General features: G+C 66.0%; 25 protein-coding genes. 6 read left to right on the top strand and 19 right to left on the bottom strand.

Features of this window, described 5'->3' with window-relative positions; all coding sequences use genetic code 11:
- Positions 1 to 36: 36 nt before the first annotated feature.
- From ABT375_RS09970 to hisB, 7 genes are all read right to left on the bottom strand, one after another.
- The gene (locus ABT375_RS09970; RefSeq protein WP_224550533.1) at positions 37 to 357 is read right to left on the bottom strand and encodes a phosphoribosyl-ATP diphosphatase; all 321 of its coding nucleotides are present in this window, start codon (positions 355 to 357) and stop codon (positions 37 to 39) included.
- Between the two features lie 39 nt (positions 358 to 396).
- Positions 397 to 654: a PEP-CTERM sorting domain-containing protein gene (locus ABT375_RS09965; RefSeq protein WP_416462327.1), complete on the bottom strand. Its 258-nt coding sequence runs from the start codon at positions 652 to 654 to the stop codon at positions 397 to 399.
- 161 nt (positions 655 to 815) lie between these two features.
- Complete coding sequence (gene hisF, locus ABT375_RS09960; protein WP_224550531.1) at positions 816 to 1,580, bottom strand: imidazole glycerol phosphate synthase subunit HisF; 765 nt, start codon at positions 1,578 to 1,580, stop codon at positions 816 to 818.
- Positions 1,581 to 1,617: 37 nt separating this feature from the next.
- A complete protein-coding gene (gene hisA / locus ABT375_RS09955; RefSeq protein WP_224550530.1) occupies positions 1,618 to 2,355 on the bottom strand; it encodes a 1-(5-phosphoribosyl)-5-[(5-phosphoribosylamino)methylideneamino]imidazole-4-carboxamide isomerase in 738 nt (245 codons plus the stop codon).
- Between the two features lie 96 nt (positions 2,356 to 2,451).
- The gene (gene hisH / locus ABT375_RS09950; protein ID WP_416462326.1) at positions 2,452 to 3,063 is read right to left on the bottom strand and encodes an imidazole glycerol phosphate synthase subunit HisH; all 612 of its coding nucleotides are present in this window, start codon (positions 3,061 to 3,063) and stop codon (positions 2,452 to 2,454) included.
- Entirely contained in the window at positions 3,060 to 3,350 is a 291-nt protein-coding gene (locus ABT375_RS09945; RefSeq protein WP_066606340.1) for a YciI family protein, read from the bottom strand. Before ABT375_RS09945 ends, hisH begins: the two co-directional genes overlap by 4 nt.
- 23 nt (positions 3,351 to 3,373) lie before the next feature.
- Entirely contained in the window at positions 3,374 to 3,961 is a 588-nt protein-coding gene (hisB, locus tag ABT375_RS09940; RefSeq protein ID WP_261936685.1) for an imidazoleglycerol-phosphate dehydratase HisB, read from the bottom strand.
- Between the two features lie 97 nt (positions 3,962 to 4,058).
- Between hisB and ABT375_RS09935 the strand changes: the two genes are divergently transcribed.
- The 3 genes from ABT375_RS09935 (at position 4,059) to ABT375_RS09925 (ending at position 6,423) form a co-directional block, all read left to right on the top strand.
- A complete protein-coding gene (locus ABT375_RS09935; RefSeq protein ID WP_224550528.1) occupies positions 4,059 to 4,535 on the top strand; it encodes an SspB family protein in 477 nt (158 codons plus the stop codon).
- Positions 4,536 to 4,640: 105 nt separating this feature from the next.
- On the top strand, positions 4,641 to 6,029 hold the full coding sequence (gene fumC, locus ABT375_RS09930; protein ID WP_416462325.1) for a class II fumarate hydratase: 1,389 nt from the start codon (positions 4,641 to 4,643) through the stop codon (positions 6,027 to 6,029).
- Between the two features lie 49 nt (positions 6,030 to 6,078).
- A complete protein-coding gene (locus ABT375_RS09925; RefSeq protein WP_224550526.1) occupies positions 6,079 to 6,423 on the top strand; it encodes a hypothetical protein in 345 nt (114 codons plus the stop codon).
- On the opposite strand, the gene ABT375_RS09920 is transcribed toward ABT375_RS09925, so the two are convergent.
- Positions 6,420 to 6,989, bottom strand: coding sequence for a DUF2585 domain-containing protein (locus ABT375_RS09920; RefSeq protein ID WP_416462324.1), 570 nt, complete (start codon positions 6,987 to 6,989; stop codon positions 6,420 to 6,422). The two genes, ABT375_RS09925 and ABT375_RS09920, sit on opposite strands and share 4 nt — an antisense overlap.
- Before the next feature lie 54 nt (positions 6,990 to 7,043).
- Between ABT375_RS09920 and gmk the strand changes: the two genes are divergently transcribed.
- Positions 7,044 to 7,709 (top strand): guanylate kinase, encoded by a 666-nt coding sequence (gene gmk / locus ABT375_RS09915; RefSeq protein WP_224550524.1) that lies wholly within the window; start codon positions 7,044 to 7,046, stop codon positions 7,707 to 7,709.
- Here gmk and ABT375_RS09910 read toward each other — a convergent pair.
- The 10 genes from ABT375_RS09910 to ABT375_RS09865 form a co-directional block, all read right to left on the bottom strand.
- Positions 7,706 to 8,773, bottom strand: coding sequence for a class I SAM-dependent methyltransferase (locus ABT375_RS09910; protein WP_416462323.1), 1,068 nt, complete (start codon positions 8,771 to 8,773; stop codon positions 7,706 to 7,708). The two genes, gmk and ABT375_RS09910, sit on opposite strands and share 4 nt — an antisense overlap.
- Positions 8,763 to 9,629, bottom strand: a complete 867-nt coding sequence (gene lgt, locus ABT375_RS09905; protein WP_416462322.1) for a prolipoprotein diacylglyceryl transferase — start codon at positions 9,627 to 9,629, stop codon at positions 8,763 to 8,765. Before lgt ends, ABT375_RS09910 begins: the two co-directional genes overlap by 11 nt.
- A 489-nt stretch (positions 9,630 to 10,118) precedes the next feature.
- Positions 10,119 to 10,376, bottom strand: a complete 258-nt coding sequence (locus ABT375_RS09900; protein ID WP_416462321.1) for a hypothetical protein — start codon at positions 10,374 to 10,376, stop codon at positions 10,119 to 10,121.
- 88 nt (positions 10,377 to 10,464) lie between these two features.
- Positions 10,465 to 10,905: a hypothetical protein gene (locus ABT375_RS09895; protein ID WP_416462320.1), complete on the bottom strand. Its 441-nt coding sequence runs from the start codon at positions 10,903 to 10,905 to the stop codon at positions 10,465 to 10,467.
- Complete coding sequence (locus ABT375_RS09890; RefSeq protein ID WP_416464876.1) at positions 10,886 to 11,407, bottom strand: beta-carotene hydroxylase; 522 nt, start codon at positions 11,405 to 11,407, stop codon at positions 10,886 to 10,888. Before ABT375_RS09890 ends, ABT375_RS09895 begins: the two co-directional genes overlap by 20 nt.
- A gap of 197 nt (positions 11,408 to 11,604) precedes the next feature.
- On the bottom strand, positions 11,605 to 12,369 hold the full coding sequence (locus ABT375_RS09885; RefSeq protein WP_261936173.1) for a TorF family putative porin: 765 nt from the start codon (positions 12,367 to 12,369) through the stop codon (positions 11,605 to 11,607).
- Positions 12,370 to 12,624: 255 nt separating this feature from the next.
- Positions 12,625 to 13,878, bottom strand: a complete 1,254-nt coding sequence (locus ABT375_RS09880) for a mechanosensitive ion channel family protein (RefSeq protein WP_416462319.1) — start codon at positions 13,876 to 13,878, stop codon at positions 12,625 to 12,627.
- A gap of 3 nt (positions 13,879 to 13,881) precedes the next feature.
- Positions 13,882 to 15,111 (bottom strand): cystathionine beta-lyase, encoded by a 1,230-nt coding sequence (gene metC, locus ABT375_RS09875; RefSeq protein ID WP_416462318.1) that lies wholly within the window; start codon positions 15,109 to 15,111, stop codon positions 13,882 to 13,884.
- Complete coding sequence (locus ABT375_RS09870) at positions 15,108 to 15,953, bottom strand: sulfurtransferase (protein WP_416462317.1); 846 nt, start codon at positions 15,951 to 15,953, stop codon at positions 15,108 to 15,110. Before ABT375_RS09870 ends, metC begins: the two co-directional genes overlap by 4 nt.
- Before the next feature lie 72 nt (positions 15,954 to 16,025).
- Complete coding sequence (locus ABT375_RS09865; protein ID WP_416462316.1) at positions 16,026 to 17,321, bottom strand: hypothetical protein; 1,296 nt, start codon at positions 17,319 to 17,321, stop codon at positions 16,026 to 16,028.
- An 88-nt stretch (positions 17,322 to 17,409) separates the two neighbouring features.
- Between ABT375_RS09865 and queF the strand changes: the two genes are divergently transcribed.
- Both queF and ABT375_RS09855 read left to right on the top strand, forming a co-directional pair.
- The gene (gene queF, locus ABT375_RS09860) at positions 17,410 to 17,871 is read left to right on the top strand and encodes a preQ(1) synthase (RefSeq protein WP_066606263.1); all 462 of its coding nucleotides are present in this window, start codon (positions 17,410 to 17,412) and stop codon (positions 17,869 to 17,871) included.
- A gap of 182 nt (positions 17,872 to 18,053) precedes the next feature.
- A complete protein-coding gene (locus ABT375_RS09855) occupies positions 18,054 to 20,708 on the top strand; it encodes a M1 family metallopeptidase (RefSeq protein ID WP_416462315.1) in 2,655 nt (884 codons plus the stop codon).
- A 39-nt stretch (positions 20,709 to 20,747) separates the two neighbouring features.
- Here the strand turns inward: ABT375_RS09855 and ABT375_RS09850 are convergent, their stop codons facing one another.
- Positions 20,748 to 22,064: an acetyl-CoA hydrolase/transferase family protein gene (locus ABT375_RS09850; protein ID WP_416462314.1), complete on the bottom strand. Its 1,317-nt coding sequence runs from the start codon at positions 22,062 to 22,064 to the stop codon at positions 20,748 to 20,750.
- Positions 22,065 to 22,129 lie beyond the last annotated feature (65 nt).

Genomic DNA, 22,129 nt, shown 5'->3' with positions numbered 1-22,129 from the left:
AACGCAGGGCAGGCAACATCTTTCCCCAATGGGGCGTCAATCCACCGGGCGCGCGGCCTTTTCGGCGATGCCCGACACGCCTTCGCGCCGGTCCAGCTCGTCCAGCACCGCGTCGAGCGGCACATCGACATCGGCCAGCAGCAGCAGCAGGTGGAACAGCAGGTCGGCGCTTTCGCCGATCACTGCGTCGCGATCGTCCGCCATGGCGGCGATCACCGTCTCGACCGCTTCCTCGCCGACCTTCTGCGCGATCTTGGCGCGGCCCCTGGCGGTCAGCTTGGCGACATAGGAGGCCGACGGGTCGGCGCTCCGCCGCTGGCGGATGGTCTGTTCGAGGCTATGAAGGGTCGCGCGCATGGCCGCCATCAAGCGCCGTGCGCGCGACCCGTCAATCGATTATTTGCGCTTGCGGGCCGCAAAGAACATGCGGCCGGCCAGAACGGCCGCACCCATGCCGAACAGCGCCATCTGTTCCGGCTCCGGCACCGGCGTCGGCGTGCCGCCCGACGAGCCGCCGCCGCTGGTCGAACCACCCGAAGACGAACCGCCGCACTTTCCGAACCAGCACCAGAAAGTGGCGTTGGCGGGCGCCGGCACGGCGGCGCCCATGAGGCCGGCGGCGCCGGCCATGAGAAGCATCTTAGGAAGTTTCATATCAAATCACCCCGTTTGCGTTGAACCTGTAATGGTTGAACGCGACCCGGACTTGGTTAAGCAGGGTCCATGCCATGGGGTAGAATTCCCAGTATTTCAGGGAATAATGATGGTTAACATAGCAGCGGAAATCATGGTTGCTGTAAAGTAAATCGACATTTTCAGGCCGACCGCACCGGCACGCCCGCCGCCGCGAGCGCGCGATGGGCCTCAGCGATCGTGTGTTGGCCGAAATGGAAGATGGACGCGGCCAGCACCGCGCTGGCATGGCCCTGCACCACGCCCTCGACCAGATGGTCGAGCGTGCCGACCCCGCCGCTGGCGATCACCGGAATCGATACCGCGTCGGCGATGGCGCGGGTCAGCGCCAGGTCGTAGCCCGCCTTGGTGCCATCTCCATCCATCGAGGTGACGAGCAGTTCGCCCGCCCCCAGGTCCGCCAGGCGCAGGGCATGTTCCAATGCGTCGATGCCGGTCGGCTGGCGACCGCCATGGGTGAAGATTTCCCACCGGCCTTCGCTCACTTTACGCGCATCGACGGACCCGACGATGCACTGGCTACCGAAGCGGTCGGCGATGTCGGCGACCAGTTCGGGCCGGGCGACCGCCGCGCTGTTGACCGCGACCTTGTCCGCGCCTGCCAGCAGCAGCGCGCGCGCATCGTCCGGCGTGCGCACCCCGCCGCCCACGGTGACGGGCATGAAGCAGACTTCGGCGGTGCGGCGCACCACGTCGAGGATGGTGCCGCGCGCTTCATGGGTGGCGGTGATGTCGAGGAAGCAGAGTTCGTCCGCCCCGGCCGCGTCATAGAGCTTGGCCTGCTCGACCGGGTCGCCGGCATCCTTCAGATCGACGAAATTGACGCCCTTGACCACGCGCCCATTGGCGACGTCGAGGCAGGGGATGACGCGGGTGCGGACGGTCATGCGACTGGTTTCCAATACCCGTGGGATGTCACGTTACTCACGCCGCCGCCTTGGCGACCGCCAGCGCGGTCTTGAGGTCCAGCCGCCCGTCATAGAGGGCGCGGCCGGTGATGACGCCTTCGATCCCCTCGTCGGCATGGAGGCTGAGGATGCGGATGTCCGCGATCCCCGCCACGCCGCCGCTGGCGATCACCGGAATGTCGGTGGCGCGGGCGAGATCGACGGTCGCGTCGATATTGCAGCCCTTGAGCATCCCGTCGCGGCCGACATCGGTGAAGAGCAGCGATGCGACGCCGGCATCCTCGAACCGGCGGGCGAGGTCGATCACTTCCATATCGCTCTTTTCCGCCCAGCCGTCGGTCGCGACGAAGCCGTCGCGGGCATCGACCGCGACGACGATGCCACCGGGAAAGTCGCGCGCCGCCGCCTTGACGAAGGCGGGGTCTTTGAGCGCTGCGGTACCGATCACGATGCGCGAGACGCCGAGGTCGAACCAGCGCTCCACCGCTTCGCGATTGCGGATGCCACCGCCCAACTGGACATGGCCGGGAAAGGCGTCGACGATCTTCTCGACCGCCTGCGCATTGACGGCATGGCCGGCGAAGCTGCCGTCGAGGTCCACGACATGGAGATGCTGCGCGCCCGCTTGCGCGAACAGCAGCGCTTGCGCGGCGGGATCGTCGCCATAGACGGTGGCGCGGTCCATATCCCCCTCGGCGAGGCGGACGACCTGGCCGTTCTTCAGGTCGATGGCGGGAAAGACGATCAGGGACATTATGCGACTTCCAAAATTCCGTTCGGTTCGAGCTTGTCGAGAACCTGTTGCGCGAGGGTTCTCGACAGGCTCGAACCGAACGGATGTTGCATTATATCACGGCTTCCAATCCAGAAACCGCGCCATAAAGGCCAGCCCGTAACGCTGGCTTTTCTCGGGGTGGAACTGGCAGCCGATGATGGTGTCGCGCGCGACTGCGGCGACGAGAGGCCCGCCATGGTCGGTCGTCGCGGCGACATGGGCGGGATCGGCGGCCTCATAATGATAGCTGTGCAGGAAATAGGCCTCGCCCGCCTCGATGAGCGGCGGCGCGCCGTTCAGCACCACATCGTTCCAGCCCATATGCGGCACCTTGACGGCGGCGTCGGTCGGTTCGATCCGGCGGACGGTGCCGGGAATCCAGCCCAGCCCCTCATGCCGGCCGAACTCTTCGCCGGCATCGGCCAGCAACTGCATGCCCACGCATACGCCCAGGAACGGCGTGCCACGCCCGTTCACCGCCTCGTTCATGGCGTCGACCATGCCGGGGATCGCGACCAGCGCATCGCGGCAGGCGCGGAAAGCGCCCACGCCCGGCAGGACGATGCGATCGGCCTTGGCCACGACATCGGCGTCGGCGGTGATGGCGACATCGTGCGCGCCAGCCTTGCGCAGAGCATTATGGACCGAATGGAGATTGCCCGCGCCATAGTCGATCAGGGCAATCATGCGAGCAGGCTCTCCAGAGTGACGCCCGCCGCCGCGCGCACCGGGTTGAATGCGATCACCTCAGCCGTAGCGGCGCCGTTGACGACGAAGGGATCGGTCGCCGCCTTCGCCTCGATCGCCGCGCGATCGCCACGGGCCAGCAATATGCCGCCGGTGCGCGGCTCACGGCGGCCGGCCAGCAGCAGCCAGCCATCGGCAATGCCGCGGTCCAGCCAGGCCCGGTGGTCCGCCAGATGGCCGTCCAGAATATCGGCCGGAGCCGTATAGGTCAGCGATATGATGAACATGGGTCCAGCCTTTCGTTGCGCTGTTACAACATGCCCTTGGTCGAGGGAATCGCGTCCGCCTTGCGCGGGTCGATCTCCACCGCCTGGCGCAGCGCGCGGGCCAGACCCTTGAACGCGCTTTCGACGATATGATGGTTGTTGCTGCCATAGAGCAGCTCGATATGCAGCGTGATGCCGGCTGCCTGGGCGAAGCTGTGGAAGAAATGCTCCACCATCTCCGTGTCCCATTCGCCGACCTTGGTGACGGTGAAGGGCAGCTTGCACACCAGCCAGGGGCGACCCGAAATGTCGAGCGCCACGCGGCTCAGCGTCTCGTCCATCGGCGAATAGACGCTGCCATAGCGGCTGATCCCCCGCTTGTCGCCCAGCGCCTTGCCCAGCGCCTCGCCGATCGCGATCGCGGTATCCTCGGTCGTGTGATGCTGGTCGATATGCAGGTCGCCGACCGTCTTCACATCCATGTCGATCAGCGAATGGCGCGACAGTTGCTCGATCATATGATCGAGGAAGCCGATGCCCGTCGACACCGTATAGAGGCCAGTCCCGTCGAGGTTGACGGTGACGTCGATCTGGGTTTCCGCCGTGTTGCGGTGAATCTCGGCCGTGCGCATGGCCGCCCTATAGCGTGTAGCGCCCATCATGCAATCTGCTCATGCAATCCGCCTGCGGGGGTTGACCGCCTGTTTCGGGCCGTTAGGACATTGCGCCATGAGCGAAGATCTGCCCGACAGCCTGATTCCCTATGACGAAATCGTGCAGGAGGCCCTGCGTGCAGTCGTCGGCCGCGTGCTGGGCGAGGTGCAGCAGTCCGGCGGCCTGCCGGGCGCGCATCATTTCTACATCACCTTCAAGACGAACGCGCCGGGCGTCGATATCCCCAAACATCTGGTGGAGCGCTTCCCGGACGAGATGACGATCGTCCTCCAGAATAAATATTGGGACCTGAAGGTCAGCGACCATCATTTCGAAGTCAGCCTGACCTTCAACCAGGTCGCGGCCCACCTCAACATTCCCTTCAGCGCGATCACCGCCTTCGTCGATCCCGCGGTCAATTTCGCGCTGCAATTCCAGGTCGCGGCGGATGAATTGCCCGAGCCGCATGACGAAGCGGAGAATGACGGGCCGCAGGTGACGGCCGAAGACGGCTCCAATGTCGTGACGGTGGACTTCGGGAAGAAGAAGTAAAGCTGTCCGTCGGCGGGGCAGGTCACGCCGTCGGTCATTGGAATTTTCCAGCCTTACCTTACATGACAGTCTCTTGAGATTCCTTCTCAAAAGGAGACTGTCTTCATGCCCGCCACCACCCGCACCGAAACCGACAGCATCGGCGCCATAGAGGTGCCCGCTGCCGCCTATTGGGGCGCGCAGACGCAGCGGAGCATCGAGAATTTCCCCTTCGGCGACACCGAACGGATGCCGCTCGGCATCGTCCATGCGCAGGCGATCGTGAAGCAGGCGGCGGCGCGGGTGAACGGGACGCATGGGCTGGACGCCAGCCTCGTCGCCGCGATCGAGGATGCGGCGCAGCAGATCGTGTCGGGGGCGCTGGACGACCAGTTCCCGCTCGTCATCTGGCAGACCGGGTCGGGCACCCAGACCAATATGAACGTCAACGAGGTGATCGCGGGTTTCGCTAATGAGCAACTGGCGGGCACGCGCGGCGGCAAGAGCCCGGTCCATCCCAACGACCATGTGAATATGAGCCAGTCGTCCAACGACAGCTTCCCGACCGCGCTGCACGTCGCGACCGTGATGGCGACGCGCGACCGGCTGATCCCGGCGCTCGAAAAGCTGACCGGGGCGTTGACCGCGAAGGCGCAGGCCTGGAGCCATATCGTCAAGATCGGCCGCACCCATACGCAGGATGCGACGCCCTTGACGCTGGGCCAGGAATTTTCCGGCTATGCCGCGCAACTGGTCAGCGGCCGGGCGCGGATCGAGGGGGCGCTCAACGGCAATATCCGCAAGCTGGCGATCGGCGGCACGGCCGTCGGCACCGGCCTCAACGCGCCCGAAAGCTGGGCCGAGGATATGGTCGCGGCGATCAGCGATATCGCGGGCACCCCGTTCGAAAGCGCGCCCAACAAGTTCGAGCAGCTCGCCGCCAAGGATGGGCTGGTCTTCTTTGCGGGCGCCTTGAGCACGCTGGCGGTGTCACTGACGAAGATCGCCAACGACATCCGCTTCCTGGGATCGGGGCCGCGATCGGGGCTGGGCGAACTGGACCTGCCCGCCAACGAGCCGGGCAGTTCGATCATGCCGGGCAAGGTCAACCCGACCCAGTGCGAATCGCTGACCATGGTGGCCGCGCAGGTGATCGGCAATGCGCAGGCGGTGACGATCGGCGGGATGCAGGGCCATTTCGAACTCAACGTCTTCATGCCGCTGATCGGCGCCAATGTGCTGCGCTCCATCCACCTGCTGAGCGTCGGCATGGAGAGCTTCGCCGAACGCTGCGTCGAGGGTCTGGTGGCGAACGAGGCGCGGATCGCCGAGCTGGTCGACCGGTCGCTGATGCTCGTGACCGCGCTGGCGCCCGAGATCGGCTACGACAATGCCGCTGCCATCGCCAAACATGCGCACAAGAAAGGGCAGACGCTGAAAGAGGCGGGACTGGAGCTGGGGCTGGTGGATGAGGCGACCTTCGACCGGCTGGTGCGGCCGGAAAATATGGTCTGATCCAGATCAACATGGCGGAACCGGCCGGGCTTCGATACATTAACCCTGTATGAAGAAAACACCCCTCACCCCCTCCGCCCCGCTGGTGACGATCCGTCCGCCGAAAAAGGCGGGAATGCTGAGAAAGGCGGCGCGGGTCGGGGCGACGGTGGTCGCCGCCCGGGTCGCGGCGGCGACGGGAAAGAAGGGCGTGTTCGGCCTGATCGCAGGCGCGGGCGCCAAGCGGATCATCATGCGCTACCCCGCCGGCGCGCTGTTCGTAACCGGGGCCTATATGGCGGGCAAGCTGTACGAGGCCAAGCGCGAGGCGGAGCGCAAAAGGAACCTGAAACTGCTGCCGGACAAGAGCGGCGAGCCGATCCCGATCGAAACGGCGCGGAAAGCCAAGGGTTAAAGGGCCGCCTGCCAGTCGCGCACCGCGTCGATCGGCCAGGTCAGCATCAGGACGTTGAGCGTCAGATTGTCGCGGATCACCGCGAGCGCAAGCAATTCCAGCGCGACGGCGAGCGCGACCGTCACCCAGACCGGCGCGCGGGCGGCGAACAGGAAGCCCAGCGTCATCATGCCGATATCGCTCATCGAATTGAGGATCGTGTCGCCCGAATAGCCCAGCGCGATCGTCGCGGTGCGATAGCGGTCGATGACGATCGGCGAATTCTCCAATATCTCCCATGCCGATTCGATCAGCACGGCCAGCGCCAGTCGCGGCCCGATCGGCCGGCGTTTCAGCAACAGGTGCGCGCCCGCGTAGAACAGGAAGCCGTGGACCACATGGCTGAGGCTGTACCAGTCGGCGATATGTTGGCTGTTGCCGCTGTCGAGCGCGCCATGCCACAGTTCCACATGGCCGCAGGTGCAGATGGGTGGGCGGTGCATCAGAAACAGAATGATGCAGGCGACGAGCGCGATCAGGGCGGCGGCGATGAAGCCGCGCCGGTTGGCCAGTCGTCTGCGTCGCATCGTCTCTCCCCACCGCCCTCTTGCAAAATCGCGTCTCAGGCGTCACTAGCGGCCATGGCCGACACCATTCCTTCAGAGACCCCCGATTTCAAGCGGCGGGGCGTTCTTTTCGTCCTTTCCTCCCCTTCGGGCGCGGGCAAATCCACCATTGCGCGCAAGCTGCTTGCCGCCGAACCGGACCTGTCCATGTCGGTATCCGCGACCACGCGGCCGATGCGACCGGGTGAAGTCGATGGGAAGGATTATCATTTCGTCGATCTGGAAGAATTCCGCCGGATGACGAGCGACCATGAATTCCTGGAATGGGCGCATGTGTTCGGCCAGCGTTACGGCACGCCGCGCGGCCCGGTCGAAGCGATGCTGAAGGCTGGTCAGGACGTATTGTTCGACATCGACTGGCAGGGCGCGCAGCAGTTGCACCAGATTGCCGGCGGCGACGTGGTCCGCATCTTCATCCTGCCGCCGTCGATGGAGGAACTGGAGCGGCGCCTGCGCGGGCGGGCGACCGACAGCGAGGCGGTGATCGAGGGTCGCATGGCGCGCGCCGCGGGCGAGATCGCGCATTGGGACGGCTATGACTATGTGCTGTGCAATGTCGATGCCGACGATTGTTTCGCGCGGGTCCAGACCATCCTCCACGCCGAACGCATGAAGCGCAGCCGGCAGACCGGCCTGATCGGTTTCATCCGCAAGCTGGGCCGCTACCACCAGGAAGATTAAAGCCGGTCGAACCCGGCCGGGTCCGCCCAGTCGGGATGGGTCCAGGCCATCGCCTTGAACAGCGTCCCCATCTCCGCCGCGTCGGTCAGGCGATGGCGGGCCGCCTCCACCTCCGCAGCGCGGGCAGGGGCGGTGCGGGCGAGCTGGTCGGCGCGGGCGTCGATGCCGAGCTGGCGCAGATAATCGCCCTGGCCGACCGGGCCATGAACCCGCAGGCCGGCCTGGCGCGCCATATTGCCCAGCACGTTGAAATCGACATGGGTCGTCAGGTCCACTTCGCCCGGATCGGTGAAGGGATCGGCGAACTGGTGCGCCTTGACCGCCTGCAACGTGTCACCCAGCGCCGGGCCTTCATGGCCATAGTCGATGATGATCGCGGCGCCGCCCTGCCTGGCGATGCGGTGGGCCAGGGCATAGGCGATGCCGGCGCCGACGATCGGCGATTCGAGGATCGCGCCTTCGGGCGCGTCCACTGCAAAGGGTGGCAGGCCCGATTCGATGCGGCGATAGCCGGGCACGGCAAGGAAGCGGCCCTCCGCCTCGCGACTGACGACGACGCGCTCGCGCCATTCGTCCCCGACGCGGATGCACTGGCGGACGGGCAGGGCATCGAAAAATTCATTGGCGACCACCAGCAGCGGGCCGGTTTCGGGCAGGCTGTCGATGCTGTCATGATGGATGGCATGGGGCAGCAGGGCGAGCTGGCGACCGCGCAGCGCGGGGCTGGTTTCGACCAGATGCACTTTGGGCGCGAGCGCCGCCCGCTCCATCGCCCGCAGCGCGTCGGCCGACAGCGTGCCGCGGCCCGGCCCCAGCTCGGCATAGACGGTTTCGGGGCGGCGGCCCGACCGCATCCAGACGTCGGCCAGCGCCAGGCCGACCAGCTCGCCGAACATCTGGCTGATTTCCGGTGCGGTGGTGAAGTCGCCGTCCGCGCCCAAGGGGTCGCGGGTCGCGTAATAATGCTGGTTCGCCTCCGATATATAATGGGCGACCGAGATGGGCCCGCCCGATGCGATCTGCCGCGCCAGCCGATCCGCCAGCGATGCCGTTTCAGGCGACACTGTTCGCCCCGGCGATCGGTTCCACCCGCACGCGGCGGCGGCCGGCGGTGCCGATCAGGTAGAGGCCGCCCAGGATCATCGGCACGCACAGCCATTGGCCCATATGCAGGCCGGTGCGCGCGGCGAACTCCATCAACTGCGCGTCGGCCTCGCGGAAATATTCCACGCCGAAGCGGAAGCAGCCATAGCCCAGCAGGAAGATGCCGACCAGCATCCCCGGCTTGTAGCGGGCGCGGGTCTTCCAGAAGGCGAAGGCGAGGATCAGGAACAGGACGACGCCCTCCAGTCCGGCTTCGTAGAGCTGGCTGGGATGGCGCGCGAAGGGGCCGCCGGTGGGGAAGATGATGCCCCAGGGCACGTCGGTTTCCTTGCCCCACAATTCCCCGTTCACGAAATTGGCGAGGCGGCCGAAGAACAGGCCGAAGGGCACGACGCAGGCGACATAATCATGGATGCGCAGCCAGCTCAGCTTTTCCTTCCAGGCCATGTAGAGAATGCCGAGCGACACGCCGACCGCGCCGCCATGGAAGGACATGCCGCCATGCCACAGCTTGAAGATGTCGAGCGGATGGGCCAGGATTTCGGGCTGGTAGAAGATCACATAGGCCAGCCGCCCGCCGATGATGATGCCGAGCGTCGCATAGAAGATCATGTCGTCGGCATGGCGCCGGCCCATCGGCGACCCCGGCTGCGCGACCAGTTTGAGCAGATACCAGTAGCCGATCAGGATGCCGGCCAGATAGGCGAGGCTGTACCATTTGAGCGTGAAGAAGCCCAGATTGAGGGCGACGGGGTCCAGCCCCAGATCTTCAAAGCGAATGGCGCCCGAAGCGGCGGCGGCAAGGTCCAGGATCAAAATGGCGTCCTCTTGGGAATTGGAGTGCGGACATAGAACAAGCGGCGGCCAAGATGAAGGGGGGACGGGGATTTGATGGTGCCGACGGGTCGCGACGGGGCCGGGTGGGCGCCACGGCCGAAGTTCACACCGTTGTCGGGTGATTTGCGCGAAAAGCGCCGCCGACGCGCCTGCGACGCTATCGCGAGGCTACAGGTGGGTGAAGGGACGGTCATGATCGGGGCACACCAACGCGACGGGGATGCGACAGGGACGCGCCGGGTTCGCGCCATCCACGCGCCACGGACGCCATGGGCCAGCGGCTGGCAGGCGTGGGGGGTGACGAGGGGAGGGGCTGGTCCATCGGTGAGGGTAAACCAGAGAATGGGGGAATAGGAAAGACGGTGGTGCGGAGGAGCGAAAGCGGACTGGATGCCTGTCCGCTGACGGGGTGAGCGATGACCGCTGACGACCAGTTGCAGTCCCTTGTCACATCTCTTGCGCTTCTTGTTAGTTGCCGTTCCGTTTCACGATGCCTGACGCGGCGGCATATCCCCGCAGTTCTTCAAGTAAGGTCCGGCAGGCAGCATCTTCGGTTGGGTGAGTGACAAGTCCCGTTTCCAGCCCACGCTCGGCATAGAAAGTTTCCCAAACCCCATACATCTCTCGGATCACAAAGCATTCCGACGGAATAGACGTCTGCGAGCAGAGCATACCTTGCGGTATACCCTCAAGCATCATTATCTCGATAAGCTCGTCGCGTGTCATAGCTGTTGCCAACATCCCAATCTTCTTTTCCACCTATAATTACCGAAATGGAAAAGTCGCAATTCCGCGCCCGTCTGACGCCGAAGAATCAAGGTCGCAGACCAAAATTGTCAAAATCGGGACTTTCACCCAGATTTACGACGGGAGCGCCTGCCAGCATCTCCGCTATATTTGGATCGTCTTCAACCCAGCTTGCAAATTGTGCCTCACGCCACGAATAGGCTTTCCGACCAGCTTGATTAAAGAGTTGCGTGACGAAAGTCTGCGCAATGCTCTCGCCCCAAATTAGAGCATCCGCTGGCGACGGGGCCATAATCCAGCAGGCGGCACTGGATTCAAAGTCAGTGCCATGAGTTGAATTTGAATCAAACTCAGAGGGTGTCTCATAGCCGAACCTGTAGAGGAATTTATCAAGCATCGATGGCAAATTATTGATGTCGGCACTTACGTCAATGTCCGTTATAGCGCCGTCGTTACCAATAGGCAGCCAGTCCGCTGCCCACCCAAATTCAGTCCACCGCGCCCGCATCCTCCAGCCCCTTCGCCGCGCGCACGCCCTGGCGGCCGCGCTGTGCCAATGCTTGTTTCAGCGCGGTCGGATGCGGAGCGATCAGGAAGCCGAAGCTGACCGTGCCATGCTTCGTTTCGACCGCATGGTGCAGGCGGTGGGCCTGGACGATGCGCTTCATGTAGCGCGAGCGCGCGACATAGCGGTGCTTCACCCGCTGATGCACGATGATGTCGTGAAAGCCCAGATAGATGGCGCCATAGGCGGCGATGCCCGCGCCGACCGCGGTCGCCCAACTGCCCCAGCCCCATTGCACGCCACCGAGCAGCAGCAGGATGGAGGGCAGGGCGAAGATCACGAAATAGAGGTCGTTCGCTTCCCAAAAGCCGGTACGCGCGCTGTGATGGCTGGCGTGGAGGAACCAGCCGGGGCCGTGCATCACCCAGCGGTGCATGACATAGGCGAACCCCTCCATCGCGGCGATCGTGGCGAGGAAGAGGAGCAGGAGGGTGAGGGGCGACATCAGGGCAATATAGGGGCGCCGGGCGGCGGTGGCGACCCCGTAATGATCCATGAGCGCCGTCCTTCATCCGTTCGTTCGAGCGACACCATGTCGCCCCGTTCGGCCCGGACGGATTCGCAGCCTGTGTCGCGCACGCGAAAAGGGCCGCGATCGCTGGCGCGGTCGCGGCCCGGTTCACCCCCGAAAGGCGTGTCGGATCAGAAGGCCGCGGTCAGCGTGCCGACGACGCCGGCCTTGCTGATATTGTGGCCGGCCGGCGAGTAGAGCGACTTGTCGGTGTCGACATAGGAGACGCCGAAGGTCAGATGCTGCCAGGTGTAGGTCGCGCCGATATTCCAGTCGGTATAGCCCTTGCCGATGGTCAGGTAGCTGGGGCCGAAGCTATGCGCCAGATGCGCCGACACGCCCAGCGGGGTGTTGGGGATCGAGGCCGACAGGTCGCCCGCGACGTAGAGATTGTCTTCCTTGCCGTTGCCGACGGACAGCGCCTTCGCCTTGGGGGCGTAGTTGACGGTCAGCTTGGCTGTGGCGGGGCCGAAGGTGCCCTTGACCGAGGCATAGGGCTCGACGAAGTCGGTGTTGAGACCGGCATTGCCCGGATAGTAATAATAGAGCACGCCGACGTCGATCGTGGCGGCGCCGACCGTGGTCGTATAGCCGCCGATCAGGTCGAGTTCCTGGTCGGAGCCGGCCGCGACATAATCGTCGATCGAGCTGCCCCAGACCGACGCGTAGAAGCCCGAAGCGTGGCTGACGGTGATGCCGCCCTGCAGCGCGAATTTCTTGTTGGTCTGCGAAATGCCGCGGAAGCGATAGTCGGTGACGACGGCCGCGTTGCCGGTGACGGTGATCTCGGGCGTGGGCTCGTCCTGGGCCATGGCAGGCGCCGAAACGGCGGCGAGCGCGCCGACAAGAGCGCCGACAAAGACGGGGGCCGAGAGGCCGAGAATGGACTTACGCATATTAATCCCCTTGATGGTTCTGCGATCGTCCCGCCTGCGTCCAGGCGCCCGCCTCTATGCTTCCCCCGCTCGGGATGGGCCGGCTGCCTCAACATGTGTGGAAATGCCTGTCCTCATTGCGCTGCACAAGATTTTATTGCTCGCCAATGTCTTTTGCTGCCCTAATGTTGCTGGACTGCAACAAAATTCCGTTAGGGCCACGCGCGATCAAGCCCGCCGACAGGTCAGAAGCGCGCAATTGCTGGGGGTAGCCGCTTATGGTCGCCCTGTGTCGGGCGCGTGGTGGATGACGCGCTGCGGGTAGGGAATGGCGATGCCATTGTCGCGGAACAGCTGCCAGACGCGACCCAGCACGTCCGACTTCACATTGCCCACGCCGCCTTCGGGGTCGCTGATCCACACCAATATGTCATGTTCGACGCGGCTTTCCCCGAAACTGGTGAGCCAGACATTGGGCCTGGGATTGCGCAGTACGCGGGGGCTGTCCTGTGCGGCCTGGAGCATCAATTGCTGGGCGAGCTTGAGGTCGGAGTCGAAGGCGATGCCGACAGGGATGCGAACGCGGACGTTGCGGTCGGAATAGGACCAGTTCTCGACCTCCTGCGTCATCAGATTCTCGTTGGGAATCAGATGTTCCTTGCCGTCGCGGGTGATGACGGAGACGGCGCGCACGCCGATCTTGTTCACCCAGCCGAAACTGTCGCCCACGACGATGACGTCGCCCGGCTTGATCGAGCGGTCCATCAGCAGGATGATGCCGGCGATCAGATTGCCGAAGGTCTTTTGCAGGCCGAAACCGATGGCGAGGCCGAGCGCGCCGGAGAAGACGGCGAAGGCGGTCAGGTCGATCGACAGCAGATCGACGCCGATGAAGAAGGCGGCGACGATCACCGCGATGGCGGCGAGCTTTTGCGCCAGCAGCTTCTGCGTCGGATCGAAGCCGTCGGTCTTCTGGATCGATCGACCGATGAGGCGATTGGTCAGGCGCACGGCGGCGAAGAGCGCGACGCAGGTGGCGGCGATCGAGAGCAGACCGAGCGGGGTGATGCGGCGCTTGCCCAGGGTGAAGCCGATGCGATCGAGCATCTCGCCCACCGGGACGATGCCGCCGCTGCTGCCCGACACGATCAGGATGAAGAGGATGAGCGCGAGCGGCGCGACCGCCCAGCGGGGTATGGCGAGGCCGCGCAGGATGTGGGTGGCGAGCAGCGCCACCGCCCCGCCCAGCGCCGTGCCGACGACGAGATGGGCGAGCGATCCGGTCGGCCAGAGGACGAGCGCCAGCGCCAGCAGCAATGCGGCGACGCCATGGCGCAGGATAGCGCGGACATGGCCGGCCAGCGCGTCGCCCAGCGGCGGCAGGCGATGACGCAGGCGCGGGGCGAGGGCGCGGCCGATGGCCCAGGCGGCGGCATAAAGCAAAATGGCGAGCAGCAGCGCGACCATCGGGTGGACGATGTCCGGGTCGCCGGGCAAGAGCGCCAGCAGATGGGCGGCGTCGGGGGTCATTTTCTAGCCGGCGTCCCGTATCGCCCGGAAGCGGGCGAGGCCGGCGTCGAGGTCCGCGATCAGGTCGGCCGGGTCTTCCAGGCCGATATGGAGGCGGACCGCCGGGCCTTTGGCGTTCCATATCGTCGCGCTGCGATAGCGGGCGGGATCGACGGGCAGGGCCAGGCTTTCGAAGCCGCCCCAGCTATAGCCGATGCCGAAATGGGCGAGGCCGTCGATCAGGGCGGCGCGGGCGGCCTCGTCGCCGCCATCGAGGATGAAGGTGAAGAGGCCGGTCGAACCGCTGAAATCCCGCTGCCACAGGGCGTGGCCGGGGCAGTCGGGCAGCGCCGGATGGAGGACGCGGGCGACATCGGGCTGGTCTTTCAGCCAATGGGCGATGGCGAGCGCGCTGTCCTGATGCTGTTGCAGCCGGACGCCCAGCGTGCGCAGGCCGCGGCTGGCGAGCCAGGCGTCGTCGGGGCTGACCATCTGGCCGAACAGATAAGCGGTCTGGCGAATCCTGGCAAACCAGTCGGCGGTCGCGGTCACGCTGCCCATCATCACGTCGCTATGGCCGACGATATATTTGGTGCAGGCGAGGATCGAGATATCGACGCCATGGCTGAGCGCGGGGAAATAGAGCGGCGTCGCCCAGGTATTGTCGAGCAGAGTGACGATGCCGTTCGCCTTCGCCCAAGCGGTCAGCGTGGGCACGTCCTGCACCTCGAAGGTCAGGCTGCCGGGACTTTCGAGGAAGAGGGCGCGGATCGGGCCGCCTGCAAGATAGACATCGAGTGAGACGGTTGTGGGATCATAATAGATCGTTTCTATACCGTAATTATCCAGCAATTGCGTGCAGAAATTGCGGGTCGGATCATAGGCGCTGTCCACCATCAGCAGCCGGTCGCCGGGCTTGAGGACGGCCATCAGCGCGCAGGCGATCGCCGCGACGCCCGATGGGTAGAGCATCGTGCCTTCCGCGCCCGGCTCCATCTCGGTGAGCGCGTCGGCAAGGGACCAGGCGGTCGGCGTGCCCTTGCGTCCGTAGAAGAGCCGTTCGTGGGTGCTGCTGCCCGCGGCTTTGCGCAGATGGGCGACATCGTCATAGAGGATGGTCGAGGCGCGCCAGACAGGTGGGCTGACAATTGCGCCGGGCTGGCCGGGCATCCCGGTCCATTCGGGCTTGCGGCCGGCTTGCGCGAGTTTGGTGAGGGGCCTGCGCCCATCCTTGCCGGAAGCGTCTTGGGTCATGCTGCGCCCGTCGCCTTGGGCGTGGCGGGGTCGAATCCCCATTCCGACCAACTGCCGTCATAGAGGGTGACGGCGTCGTTGCCGAGCGTTTCGAGGCCCGCGAGCAGGATCGCGGCGGTGACGCCGCTGCCGCAGGTGGTGATGACTGGAGCGGCCGGGTCGATGCCTGCGCCCTCGAACAGCGCGCGCAGCTCTTCGCCCGCCTTCATGCTGTTGTCCGGGTTGAACAGGGCGGAGGAGGGGAGATTGCGCGATCCGGGGATATGGCCCGACGCCATGCCGGGGCGCGGTTCGGCCTCTTGCCCGGTGAAGCGGCCCGCGCCGCGCGCGTCCAGCACCTGTTCCGCGCCGCTCGCGACATTGGCGATCAGCTCCGCCTTGGTGCGGACCTGGCCGGCTGCGCGACGGGCGATAGCGGTGCCGGGAGCGGGCGTTGCCGCGCCGCTCTGCGTCGGGCGTCCCTCCGCCAGCCATTTGGGCAGGCCGCCGTCGAGGATCATTGCGGATTGGCCCAGACCGTAAAGGCGCATCATCCACCAGCCGCGCGCGGCGCTGTGGGTGGGGCTGTTGTCATAGACGATGATGCGGCTGTCGGGATGGATTCCCAGCGCCTGGACACGCTGCGTCATGAGATTGTCGGGCGGCAACATGCCGGGGGTCGGGTCGGCCGGATCGTTGAGGGTCGGCAGGTCGAGAAAGACCGCGCCCGGGATATGGGCGGCTTCATATTCGGCGCGCGGGTCGCGGGGGGTGCCGGGCAGGAACAGGCTGGCGTCGAGGATGACGAGGTCGGGCTGGCCAAGCTGGGCGGCGAGGTCTGCGGTGGACAGGAAAATGGTCATGCGGCGTCCTTCGGCCCTTGTTCGCGCCTGTCTTAGAGCGGGACGGCAAGGGATTAAAGGGCGTTGCGCCTATCAGGCCGGCGTAAGTTCCGCCGCGGCGCGGGCAGCGGGGCGGCGATATTGGCGCGGCCCCTGGTCCAGGCGGAGCGGGGCGAGGCGTTCGGCCGGCGGCTCCTGCTCCTGCCCGACGATGAAGGCGCGGGCGGTGCGGCCCTGTTCGACCGGATCGCCATCCTGCGGCCCCCAGCGATAGGCGGCGTCGAAGGCGGCCAGCGGGATCAGCAGGCTGCGCTGGCCCATCGTCACCGGCACGATCTGGTCGGGCGACAGGCGCAGCTCGCCCGCAAGCTGGAGCGTTTCGCCCGATGCGATCGATACGGCGCTATGCAGCGGCAGGCCGTCGTCGCCGGTGAAGAAGCCGTTGAGCAGGGCCTGCTGCTGCGCGCCGCCATTGCCCAATATGCCGCGCACCAGCACGTCCTGCGCCGGGCGGTCGCCGCGATTGTGCAGGATCAGGCTGTAGCTGATCGTGACGCCCATCAGCGAATAGCGCGCCTGCGACACGGTCATGTCCATGTCGAGCCAGGGACGCTCGGCCGGGGCGGAAGCGGGTGCGCGCGCGGTGGCGGGGGCGGCGGGGGTGAGTCGCACGGTGTCGGCAGGCGGTGGTGGCGCGGCGGGCAGGGCGACCGGATCGGCTAAGGGTTCCGCAGCCGGTTCGGCCAGCGGTTCCGCGGTCGGACGGCGGCGGCGTAGCAGAAAGGCGGCGGCCAGCACGGCCAGGGCGAGTAGGCCGCCGATGATCCAGGGCAGGGACAGGGGGCTGGCGTCTTCCGCCGCCGGGGCGGGCGCGGCGGCCGGTTCCGGACTGTCCGTGGCATTGGTCGCGGGCGTGGGAGGCGGCTGGAGCGTTGGCGCGCCCGCGGCGCTGGCGTTGGCCGGGGCGTCGTCGGGCGCGGGCTGCGCCGGCGTGGCGGCGGCGGGTGCGGCTTCGGGCTGGCGCGTCGGCTGCGCGGGCGGCGGCGTCGCGCGATCGGTGGGACGCGGCGCGCGGGGCGTTTCCGACGGCGTCGCAGGTGGGGCAGGGCGCGGGCGGCTGGGCTGCGGCGTCGGCTGCACCGTGACGGGCGGCGGCGTCACCGTGGGTGCTACGACCGGGGGCGTAACGCTGGGCGTGACGGGATCGCGATAGACGTTCAGTTCCGGGCCTTGCCGGTTGGGATTGGGCGCGGGCGTCGTGTTGGCGGGCGGTAGCTGGAAGCCGGGGGTGGTGTCCGACGCCTGCTGGGCATGGACGGGCGCGGCGGAAAGTGCGGCAATTGCCAGCAGCGGCGCCGCGAACGGCAACGGACGAATATGAGACCCCATGGCCCTGCCAAGGCACAAGAATGGCTGAACCGCAAGTGAACAATGCAGGCCGATGACATCAGGCGTGCAATCGCGTAGATGGCCGGGCATGACCGACCTTCCCACCGCGCCCCTGCATCTGGGGCAGAGCAGCGCCCTTCCCGCCAGCCCGGAAGCGGCCGTGCTGGATTATGTGCCCAATCCACGCCCCGGCAAACCCTATCTGGTGCGCTTCACCGCGCCCGAATTCACCTCGCTCTGCCCGGTGACCGGCCAGCCCGATTTCGCCCATCTGGTGATCGATTATGCGCCGGGCGCGACGATCGTCGAATCGAAATCGCTCAAGCTGTTCCTGGGCGCGTTCCGCAACCACGCCGCCTTTCACGAGGATTGCACCGTGGGCATCGGCGAGCGGTTGTTCGCCGAGATGGACCCGGTCTGGCTGCGCATCGGCGGATACTGGTATCCGCGCGGCGGCATCCCGATCGACGTCTTCTGGCAATCGGGCGAGCCGCCGGCAGGGCTATGGCTGCCGGCGCAGGACGTGCCGGGCTATCGCGGGCGCGGATAATACGGACATCCGCTCCTTTGGGGTGGGGCGACCCTGTTTGACAAACGGGCAACAGGGTTCGACCAACGACATGCCGGCCGTACGCCATCGCTTGACCGATGCAGCGAAACGGGTGATCCCGCGTTTATCGCGCGTGAGACATGATTTCATGCGCTCCCAAGACGTGTCGGAGTCTTCATCCTATGCCCCTCAAGACCATCCTGCCGCTGCTGATCGCGGCTGCGCCTGTCGCCATTGCGGCCCCCGCCCTGGCGCAAAGCGCGCCAACGCCCGGTTCCATGCCCACCGGCCCGGCCGCCGGGATCACCACGCAATTGCCGCGCGGCGCCGCGCCCAGCCATTATGCGATTCAAGTGACGCCCGATGCGGCGAACCTGAAGTTCAGCGGCAAGGTGACGATCGATGTCAGCGTCGCGACCGCGCTGCCGGCGCTGGTGCTGAACGCCGCCGACCTGACCGTTTCGTCCGTCATGCTGACGCCGGCAAAGGGCAAGGCGATCAAGGGCACTGCCAAGGTCGACGCGGACGCGCAGACCGTCAGCCTGGATTTCGGCAAGCCGGTCCAGCCGGGCAGCTACAAGCTCGACATCGTCTATGCCGGCGTCATCAACCAGCAGGCGAACGGCCTGTTCGCGCTCGACTATACCGACAATGCGGGCGCGGCGAAGCGCGCGCTCTTCACCCAGTTCGAAGCGCCCGATGCGCGCCGTTTCGTGCCGAGCTGGGATGAGCCGAGCTATAAGGCGACGTTCGACCTGTCCGCGATCGTTCCCGCCGATCAACTGGCGGTCGGCAACATGCCGGTCAAGACGAGCAAGGATCTGGGCGGCGGCAAGAAGCTGGTGACGTTCGGCACCAGCCCCAAAATGTCCTCCTATCTGCTGTTCTTCGGCCTGGGCGAACTCGACCGCGCCACCAAGATGGCGGGCAATACCGAAGTCGGCGTCATCACCGGCAAGGGCAATACGGGCAAGGCGCAACTGGCGCTCGACGCGTCGGCCAGCATCCTGCCCTATTATAACGATTATTTCGGCGTCCCCTATCCGCTGCCCAAGCTGGATAATGTCGCAGGACCAGGCCAGAGCCAGTTCTTCAGCGCGATGGAGAATTGGGGCGCGATCTTCACCTTCGAGCGCGCCTTGCTGGTCGATCCGCGCTTCACGTCGGAAGCGACCAAGCGCCGCATCTATGAAACCGTCGCGCATGAAATGGCGCATCAGTGGTTCGGCGACCTCGTCACCATGGCCTGGTGGGACGATCTGTGGCTGAACGAGGGATTCGCCAGCTGGATGGCGACCAAGGTGACCGACAAGCTGCAACCCGACTGGGAAATGCTGCTGACCCGCGTTGACGGGCGCGAGGCGGCGATGAGCCTCGATTCGCTCGCCACCACCCATGCCGTGGTGCAGAAGATCACCACCGTCGATCAGGTGAACCAGGCGTTCGACGCCATCACCTATCAGAAGGGTGAGGCGGTCATCACCATGCTGGAAGGCTATGCCGGCGAGGACGCATGGAAGGCGGGCATCCAAGCCTATATGAAGGCGCATGCCTACGGAAACACCGTGACCGACGACCTGTGGAAATCGGTCGAGGGCGCGGGCGCCACGGGGCTGGTTTCGATCGCGCATGACTTTACGTCGCAGCCGGGCATTCCGCTGGTCACCGTCGACAGCGCGGTCTGCAAGGGCGGATCGACCGTCCTGACGCTGAGTCAGGGCGAATTTAGCCGCGATCAGAAGAGCAAGACGCCGCTGCGCTGGAACGTGCCGGTCAAGGCGCAGACCATCGGCGGCGAAGCGCAGCGTCTGATTTTGCAGGGCAAGGGCACGGTGACGCTGCCGGGCTGCGGCGCCTATGTCGTCAATGCGGGGCAGACGGGCTATTATCGCTCGCTCTATCCGGCGGCCAATGTGAAGGCGCTGGCGAAGGATTTCACCAGGCTGGCCAGCATCGACCAGACCGGCTTGCTTGCGGACAACTTCCAGCTTGGTTTGGGCGGGTATCAGCCGATCGGGCTGGCGATGGACCTGGTGGACGCGGTGCCCGCGACCGCCAGCCCCGCCGTGCTGGCGGAGGTCCCGGAATATATCAGCAGCGCCTATGACATGCTGGAGAGCGACAAGGCGGCGCAGGCGAAGGTGGCGGCCTATGGCTCGGCCAAGCTGGGGCCGGTGCTGGCGGATATCGGCTATGACGTGAAGCCGGGCGAAGCGGCGCAGGCGCCGGTGCTGCGTCAGGCGCTGGTGGCGACGCTGGGCGATATGGGCGACAAGACGGTGGTGGCGGAGGCCAATCGTCGCTTCGCCCAGCCTGCCCTGCTCGATGGGCCGCTGCGCAACACCTGGCTGTCGATCATCGCCAAAAATGCCGATCAGGCGACCTGGGACAAGCTGCGCGCCATGGCCAAGGGCGCGACGACCGACCTGGAGAAGAGCAGCACCTATGCGCTGCTGGGCGGCGCGAAGGACGAGAAGCTGGCGGCGCAGGCGCTGGACCTCGCCCTGACCGACGAGCCGGGCAAGACGACGAGCGCGGCGATCATCAGCGCGGTCGGTTACGAGCATCCTATGATGGCGGTCGATTATGTGCTGGCGCATCGCGCGCAATATGAGGCGCTGATCGACGTGTCGGCGCGCAGCCAGGCGCTGGCGCGCCTCGGCGGCGGGTCTGCCGATCCGGCGATGGCGACCAAGCTGGACGCCTATGCCACCCAATATCTGACGCCCGAATCGCGCAAGGTGGTGGATCGCGCCATTTCCGCGATCAAGACGCGGATCGAGACGCGGGGCCGGTTGCAGGCACCGCTCACCGCCTGGTTCGCGGGCAGGAAATAAGCAGGAAGGGCGGTGGCGCGATCCACCGCCCTTTTTGATTCAGAGGATTCGCCGTTCGCGCGCGGCGCGTTCCAGATCGTCGCGGAAGGCGGGGTGGGCGATGGCGATGAGCGCGCGGGCGCGATCGGCCAGGCTCTTGCCCTTCATGTCGGCGGAGCCGAATTCGGTGACGATGATATGGGTATCGGTGCGCGGCGTCGTGACCGGGCCGTCGAGCCAGGGGACGATGCGCGATATCGTGCCTTTCGCGGCGGTCGCATGGCAGGCGATGATCGACCGGCCGCCCTTCGACGCATAGGCGCCGCGCACGAAATCGAGCTGGCCGCCGGTCCCGCTATATTGGCGGCCGTTCACGAATTCCGAATTGCAGGCGCCCGACAGGTCCAGTTGCAGCGTGGCGTTGACCGAAAGCATGGCGTCATTCTGCGCGATGACATGCGGCGCGTTCACATATTCGACCGGCCGGGCGTCGAGCGTCGGATTGTCGTGCAGGAAATCGTAGAGCGGTTGGTCGCCCATGGCGAAGGTGAAGACCGATTTGCCGGGGTGCAGGCTCTTGGCGCTGTTGTCGACCACACCTGCCTGGATCAGGCTGACAAGGCCGGGCGAGAGGAGTTCGGTATGGATGCCCAGGCGCCGATGGCCCATCAGCGCGGCGCAGACCGCGTCGGGCACCGCGCCGATGCCCATTTGCAGGCAGGCGCCATCCTCCACCATGGCGGCGATGATCGCGCCGATCGCGTCGTCCGTGGCGTTGCGGGGGAGGGACGGGGTCTGGCAGAGCGGGACATGATGTTCGACCAGCGCAGCGACGTCCGACACATGGATCAGGCAGTCGCCATGCACATAGGGCATGGCGGGGTTGACCTCCACGACCAGCCGCGCGCCGCTGCGCGCGACCGCCAGCGCATAGTCGGTGTCGGTGCCGAGGCTGAAATAGCCATTCGCATCCATCGGCGAGACGGTGGTGATGAAGCTGTCCACGCCGATATGCTCGGTCAGGGCGCGGGGTATCTGGTGGAACGAGACCGGCAGCAATTCGGTTAGCGGCTCCACGCCGCCTGATAGCAGCGCGTCATTCGCGCGCTCCACGCCGCCATGGAACAGGCTGATCCGGCGGATGCGGTCGGCGAGGTCCGGTGCGAGGATCGCGGCGGCGGACACTGCGGGCGCGAGCATGGCGTAGAGGGTGGCGCCGCGCAGCGCGCCGGCGCGCACCCGGTCGGCCAGCGCCGCCGCCAGCGCGGGCGGGAAACTGACGGCGAGGCCGGCGGCGATCTTCGCGCCATCCGGGATCAGCGCGACGGCCTGCTGCGCCGACATCCGCTTCGCGTCATATAGTTCCTTGATGGTCATGCCCTCTCCCCGGCGCTTTGGGGCCTTGTCGCCCGGCGCCGCGGAGAGGGCAATCCACCTTTAGT

The organism is Sphingomonas sp. VDB2, assembly GCF_047946695.1.
Classification (GTDB): domain Bacteria; phylum Pseudomonadota; class Alphaproteobacteria; order Sphingomonadales; family Sphingomonadaceae; genus Sphingobium; species Sphingobium bisphenolicum.
The sequence above is the reverse complement of the archived record's forward strand: the minus strand, read 5'-3'. Positions and strand labels throughout refer to the sequence as shown.